We start from the raw sequence: 379 nt of genomic DNA on the forward strand, positions 1-379 counted from the left end.
GTTCGAGGACGCGGCCGTGGCGGAGCTGGCCGACGCCGTACCCCGGAGCATGAACTCCTTCAAGATCACACTCGCCCAGCGGACCATGGTGCGTGCCCTGGAGACGGTGGAGTCAAAGCGAGGACGGGGAGGGAACGCATGAGCACCGGATCACAGATCGGCCGGGCCGTCGACCGGGTCGACGGCCACGCCAAGGTCACCGGCGCCGCCCGCTACTCCGCCGAGCAGCGCCCGCCGGGCACCACCCACGCGGTCCTGGTCGTCTCGGAGATCGCCCACGGCCGCGTCACCGACATCGACACCTCCGAGGCCCTGGCCGTCGACGGTGTCCTGGCCGTGCTCACCCATCACAACCTGCCGCGTGTGGCGGGCGAGCCGC

At 71.5% G+C, this 379-nt stretch carries 1 pseudogene; it reads left to right on the forward strand.

Going from position 1 to position 379, the window contains the following annotated elements:
* Positions 1-138 precede the first annotated feature (138 nt).
* Positions 139-379, forward strand: a pseudogene (locus tag D471_RS33290) (xanthine dehydrogenase family protein molybdopterin-binding subunit); the annotation flags it as partial.

Source organism: Nocardiopsis lucentensis DSM 44048 (genome assembly GCF_000341125.1).
In the GTDB taxonomy this organism is placed as follows: domain Bacteria; phylum Actinomycetota; class Actinomycetes; order Streptosporangiales; family Streptosporangiaceae; genus Nocardiopsis; species Nocardiopsis lucentensis.